The 6189-nt window shown below is 54.4% G+C and carries 6 protein-coding genes; 4 read left to right on the top strand and 2 right to left on the bottom strand.

Annotated elements, in window-relative coordinates:
• The 3 genes from ybeY to VGE80_RS14355 form a co-directional block, all read left to right on the top strand.
• On the top strand, positions 1 to 485 hold a 485-nt coding region (ybeY, locus tag VGE80_RS14365), incomplete at its 5' end, for an rRNA maturation RNase YbeY (RefSeq protein ID WP_440593145.1).
• A 1-nt stretch (position 486) separates the two neighbouring features.
• Positions 487 to 1818 (top strand): hemolysin family protein, encoded by a 1332-nt coding sequence (locus VGE80_RS14360; protein ID WP_373652619.1) that lies wholly within the window; start codon positions 487 to 489, stop codon positions 1816 to 1818.
• A gap of 53 nt (positions 1819 to 1871) precedes the next feature.
• Positions 1872 to 2471, top strand: a complete 600-nt coding sequence (locus VGE80_RS14355; protein WP_373652618.1) for a thioredoxin family protein — start codon at positions 1872 to 1874, stop codon at positions 2469 to 2471.
• 465 nt (positions 2472 to 2936) lie between these two features.
• Here VGE80_RS14355 and VGE80_RS14350 read toward each other — a convergent pair whose 3' ends face one another.
• Complete coding sequence (locus VGE80_RS14350) at positions 2937 to 3638, bottom strand: hypothetical protein (RefSeq protein ID WP_373653801.1); 702 nt, start codon at positions 3636 to 3638, stop codon at positions 2937 to 2939.
• A 398-nt stretch (positions 3639 to 4036) separates the two neighbouring features.
• Between VGE80_RS14350 and VGE80_RS14345 the strand changes: the two genes are divergently transcribed.
• Complete coding sequence (locus VGE80_RS14345; RefSeq protein ID WP_373652617.1) at positions 4037 to 4354, top strand: HU family DNA-binding protein; 318 nt, start codon at positions 4037 to 4039, stop codon at positions 4352 to 4354.
• Positions 4355 to 4606: 252 nt separating this feature from the next.
• Here VGE80_RS14345 and VGE80_RS14340 read toward each other — a convergent pair.
• Positions 4607 to 6189 (bottom strand): serine/threonine protein kinase (locus VGE80_RS14340; RefSeq protein WP_440593144.1); only part of this gene is annotated, 1583 nt, incomplete at its 5' end.

Genomic DNA, 6189 nt, shown 5'->3' with positions numbered 1-6189 from the left:
CCGTCGATCAGGCGATGCTGCGGGACGCGATCCGTCGCGTGCTGGTCGAAGAAGGGATTGCGGGGGCCACGATCAGTCTGGCGATTGTCACTGACGCCGAAATTCACCGCGTGAATCGGGAATTTCTCAACCACGATTATCCGACCGATGTCATCAGCTTTTTGCTGAATTCACCGGACGACGAATCAACATTCCCGTTCTACGAGTCGGACACGGACGACTTTGAGGACGGGGAGGAATTCGATGTCTCGCCGGACAGCACATTCCTCGACGGCGAACTGGTCGTCAGTTTAGAAACAGCCCGTCGCGAAGCGGTCGGTCATGGATGGAGTCTGCAAGCGGAGTTGCTACTCTATGTCGTTCATGGTTTGCTTCATCTTTGTGGATACGACGATTTGACTGACGAGTCGCGGCCGGTGATGCGAGCTCGTGAGCGGGAAATTCTCTCGCTCTGGGAATACTATCCGACCGGATTGGAAACGTGACGTGATCATTCTCCCTGTAATGGTGTTCGTGCTGATGGCGATCGCCTGCTGGAGCGCCCTCGGATGCGACGCTCTCCGCGAGTTTTCCTACAGTCGTCTGGAAATGCTCTGCGCGAAACGAGGGGTACCCGAGCGGTTCGGAAAGATTCTTAAACAACAGGGCGAGGTGCTGCTTGCCCTGGAGTTCATGTTGACGATGTCAACGCTGGGACTCGCGACCATCTTGTGCTGCTGGATCGGGTGGCCCCAGTATAGTGACGCAGACCCATGGTACAGCGGCCCCCTGGAATTCCTGCTGAAGTACGCTGGCTTCGCGGTACTCGCCTTCATCGCAGCGGACCTTCTGCCGTGGACAATCGCCCGCGTGGCGTCGGAAGAATACCTCTGCAGGTTCTGGCCGATGATCGAGGGGCTGCAGGCGATTCTCGCCCCCCTGCTGTGGATCGCTTTGCAGATGGACCGGTATGTCCATCGCCTGGCCGGGCAAAGCGAACTTGAATCGGATGATTCGTCGAAGATCGAAGAAGAGATACGCTCGGTAGTTGAGGAAGGGGAACGCGAAGGGGTGCTCGAATCGGGGTCTACGGCGATGATCCAGCGGGTGATGCAGCTTCAGGATGAAGATGTCGGAGCGATCATCACCCCTCGAACCGAAATGGACTGTATGAGCGCCGATCTGACGTTGGAAGAAGCCCGTCAGCAACTGATCGAATCCGGACATAGCCGCATTCCGGTCATCGGGGACTCGACCGATGACGTTCTGGGAATTCTTTACGCCAAAGATTTGTTGAAGGCGCTGGAGCCCGCCCGAGCCGGGCAGTCGATCCCTGTTCTGCGCGACATCATTCGCGAACCGGTCTTTGTCCCGATCACCACTGCGATTCCATCACTGCTGGAACTGATGAAGCGTGAGAAAGTTCATATCACGATCGTTCACGATGAATATGGTGGGGTGGCCGGTCTGGTGACGATGGAAGATATTCTCGAAGAGATCGTCGGTGAAATTGCCGATGAGTACGACGACGAGCAGGTTGGTGACGATATCAAGGAACTGGACGAGAAGTCAGTTGAAGTTTCGGCCCGTGTTCGTTTGGATGAACTCAATCGTCGTTTTGATTTCGATTTGCCCGAGGATGGTGAATTCGACACGATCGGCGGGTTTGTGTTCGCTCAGAAGGGAAGCATGCCATCGACGGGCGAGTCATTCCGGTGGCAAAAACTTCTTTTCACGATCATCAATGCCGATGCCAGGGTGGTGAAACGATTGCGGATCGACCGCGACGTGACGTCATCGAACGGCACGGAACGCCGGCAGGAAACGGACGCGAACTAGTCTGATGCGATCCCGCCGACGCCTATCTCATAACAGACAGCCAGGAGCACCTCATGGTCAAAACCGCATCGACAATGCTTCCGTTGGGGACGCCTGCCCCCGCTTTTTCACTGCTCAATGTTGATGGAAAAGTCGTCTCGCTCGAAGACTTCAAATCGGCCAAAGGGCTGGTGGTCATCTTCATGTGTAACCACTGTCCGTTCGTGAAGCATCTTCGCTCGGGACTGGCTCAGTTTGCTCGAGACTATCAACCCCGGGGAATCGCCGTCGTCGGCATCAGCTCGAACGATGTCTCTTCGCACCCCGACGACAGTCCGGCCAAGATGGTCGAAGAACACCGTGCTGCCGGGTATACATTCCCTTACCTTTACGACGAAACTCAGCAGGTAGCGGCCGCCTACAAGGCTGCCTGCACACCCGATTTTTATGTTTTTGATCAGAATCAGTCGCTGGTCTATCGGGGGCAGTTCGACTCCAGTCGCCCCGGCAATGGTAAGCCTGTCACAGGCAGCGACCTGCGGTCTGCCGTCGATCAATTGCTGGCAGGCAATCCACCTCTGGCAGAACAGCGGCCCAGCATCGGCTGCAATATCAAATGGATCTCGGGGCGTGAGCCGCAGTACTTCACAGGCGTGGCTGCGATCGAATCTTAATCTCGCGCGATCCCCACAGATGCTGACAAGCCCTGTCCCGTCCTTCGGATGAGAACAGGGCTTTCTAGTTTCCTGGAGGGCAGGAAATGGGGGCTGGAAGCGTGGTCAGCAGGCTTTCCTGCTTCGTACCGAGCGCCTCTGTACGCAGCGAACCCGTTTCGTGCTGAGTGCAAAGTTATCGAGGAGGTGACTCGGGCCAGCAAGCCGAGTCCCTCCCGTTATGCTGTGCGGTCAATGCGTTCTACCACTCACAGTTTGGTTCGTCGAGAAATGGCTCTGGTGGTACGCCGATGATTGTGTAGTGAGTCACCATGCCACGATAGGTTGAGGGAGGTTGAGCAGCTTTTTAGAGGGCCCAATCAAAAAACACTGCTCGCCAGTGACTGGACGGGCAGTGTTTTTTATTCAGGTTCGGCACACAACGTTCGTTTGTCGTAACTGGCGACGCGGCTGCTTTCTGAGGGGTCACAATGAGGCAGAGCGTTCGTCACGGATCTGGACTTGCAAAGCGCCGAGCATCTTCGTGATGGCAGCTTCCTTGCGATCGATTCCGAGTACATTGTCCAGCACAAAGGCGCGAGGTTCATTACTGGGATGAAGAATCAGGCGACCGCATCGCAGGAGCATATATTCAAACACGTCATCGATTTCTTTACTGATGCGCAGATTGGGTGCCGAGTAACGTTCAAGGCTGCTGAGGAATCCGTGGTGGTGCAGCAACTCGTTCGGCCTGACTTCCCAGTAATCAAAGCGAATGTGAATAAAGACACCGATATAGATTAAACCGAGCATGGTGGCGAAACAGATATAAAACGTGGAATTTGCACGCGGATTAATTCGCTTCAGCATCGCGGCGACGTCGGGCAGTAACGTGGGGAAATAAATTGATAGCAATAGTATTCCCATGGCGAGACTGACCAGCACGAAGAAGACGATCAGCGAGGTCGTCCGGGGAAAGTCGAAGGCGAGAACGACCATGTTGATGGTCATCAGCGTCAGGAAGACCACTGCGATGGTCTGATTATGCTGATGCAGGGGATTGAAGAAAAAGGCTAGAATTGCGGCCACAATGGAGCCGAAAAACGTCGGGTAGAGCAGAATGATCTTGGGATAGGAAACGAGAATAATCGGTTTGTTCTCCGAACCACTCGCCGGGACTGGTGCCATGTTGCTCACTAAAAACTCCTTGCTTTGTAAGTGTCACGAATCCTTCACTGTGGCTGCGGGAAGAATAACCAGCTGCCCCGCCTGATTCCAGCAGAGCTGGCAACGGACGCAGGGAAAGTTCGGATCATTCCGATACAAAAACTGCATGTGAAATAGGGATTTGATTAAGACGAATTGACTGAAAGTGCGTTTTTCTTCGGGAAATTTGGGGGATTTGTATTGTAAATCTTCAAAAAACTCGAAAAAACATGGGTGGAAAACCAGTGAGACTTCATTGACATTGAAAAACGCCTTGATTTAACTAACGAACCGTTGAGGAACGTGTCGTCCTCAAAGACATTGAAGTCGCTTCGGAAATGGATTTCGCTGACAGGATTGTCGCACCAGAGGAGAGAGAAATGTCAGAGACCAAAAAGCCAATGAGTAAGACCGATGTGATCAACGCATTGGCTGAGTCCACGGGCCTCGCTCGCAAGGATGTCAGCAGCGTGTTGTCGGGTCTGACCGAGTTGATTGGTAAGGAAATTGGCAAGAAGGGTCCTCAGGTCTTTAACGTTCCAGGTCTGATGAAGATCAACGTCATCACCAAGCCTGCGACAAAAGCCACACAGCGAGCCAACCCCTTCAAGCCTGGCGAAATGATGACCGTGAAGGCCAAGCCTGCCCGCAAGGTCGTGAAAATTCGCGCTCTGAAGGCACTCAAAGACATGGCGTGAGCGAACCCGGGTCGCGAACACCTGTAATGTCAGATTTAAGACAGGCAGTGGACATTCCTCTGCCTGTCTTCTCTTTGGTGCCTGTGTGAATTTCTACCTGTGGTCTCGCTTGAGGTCGCAGGGCGGATTGAGGTAACGGAGCGAGGAACTGAGTCACCAGGTGCGAACTTAGGGGCGGCGTCTGGGGAAACCCGGTGACGAGCAGCAAGTCTCAACCGTACTGGTCGACGTCACGACAAGTCCCCCACCCGCTCACTGAACTTCTTCTGTCTCCATCCATGGCGGGACCCCCGGATCGTCGCGGTTGAGGCGTTTCGTGGCGTAACTGACCTGCTGTCGCACTTCTTCGTTGTCTCGATACAGAGTCTTGACGTTCTGCCAGATCTCTTCCGATTCAGTCAGGTTTCCCTTCTTGAAGAGAACATCCGCGTCCTTAAGTTTCTTGTTCAGGTAAGCGACGTAATCTTCGTCTGCCCCTCCTGCCTGGATCAGCTTGTCGACCTCGTCCTGTGCCAGAAGGACGTAGACGCGGTATTCTTCCTTGTCCTTAAAGAACTGAGTGATGCTGCGGAATTTTCGCAGGGCGGTGATACGGTCGCCGAACTTCAGGAAGTGCTCGGCTGAGAGGAACTGTTTTTCCGCTTCGTTAGCGGGCCCCTGCTTCAACCGTTTTGCACTGTGCATCTCTTTGTCGAGCGTCCATTTGTCGATATCGATGATCATCTGATGAGCTTTGTCGGCGTACCGGCCTTCCGGGAATCGATCCAGCAGCGGTGTCAGACACGTCTCCTTTGCCACGCGCCAGTCCATCGCAAATTCGGACTGCATCAGTTTCTCTGCACGGGCCATCAGCTTCTCTTCGCCCTCGGGAACGAAGTGCCAGGCCACGAACCCGGCGATCAGTACCAGGCCCAGACTGAGAAACCAGATCCGTTCGTAGAAGGGGCTCTGGTCTTTCTTTTTCTTCTTCTTTTTCTTGCCGAGGATCGTTTTCAGCTCGTCAACTTTGGCCTGGGCTTTGGTACCGGACGACAATGTCTCTGCCGCCATACTTCGTTGCTGGGTCACCTTCACCCGGACTTCGTCCAGTTCATGTTGCAACGCAAGCGCATCGAAGACCCGGTCGGCAGGGTCTTTCTCAAGGAGGCGGAAAATCAGGTCTTCCAGAAAGATCGGGCAATCCGCCACCAGTGACGTAATTCGCGGTGGGTCTTCCTGCAGATGCTGCATCAGCATCTCACCCTGGTTCTCGCTGGTGAACGGAGTTTCCCCGGCGATCATTTCAAACAGCACGCAGCCGAGAGCATAAAGGTCTGTTTTCTTGTCGACCGGGGGTTTACCACGGATCTGTTCAGGAGCCATATAGGCATAGGTTCCGACTGTCTTACCCGCTGCTGTCAGGGCGGTCGCGGTCGTGTCCCGGGCGATCCCGAAGTCGGTCAACTTAATCACGCTGGACGAGGTCATCAGCAGATTGGCCGGCTTCAGATCGCGATGGATGACTCCGGCTTCGTGAGCGTGTTCCAGCGCGCGGGCAATCTGCATCGCAAATTCGATTGCTTCTTCCCAGGGAAGACGTTTCTTTTTCTTGAGGTAATCTTCGAGTGAACCCCCTTCGACCAGTTCCATCGCGTAAAAACGCTGGCTGCCGAACTTTCCACCCCCGTAGTATCGGACAATGTGGGGGTGCTGCAGCTTCTTGAGAATCGAGATCTCACGTTCGAATCTCCGCTGCAGTGATTCCGAACTGGCGACGTCAGGTGACAGGACCTTGAGCGCCACTCGCGCCCCGTTTTTCGTATAGATCGCCCGATAGACGATTCCCATTCCACCGA

The organism is Schlesneria sp. (assembly GCF_036405755.1).
Taxonomy (GTDB): Bacteria; Planctomycetota; Planctomycetia; order Planctomycetales; family Planctomycetaceae; genus Schlesneria; species Schlesneria sphaerica.
The sequence above is the reverse complement of the archived record's forward strand: the minus strand, read 5'-3'. Positions and strand labels throughout refer to the sequence as shown.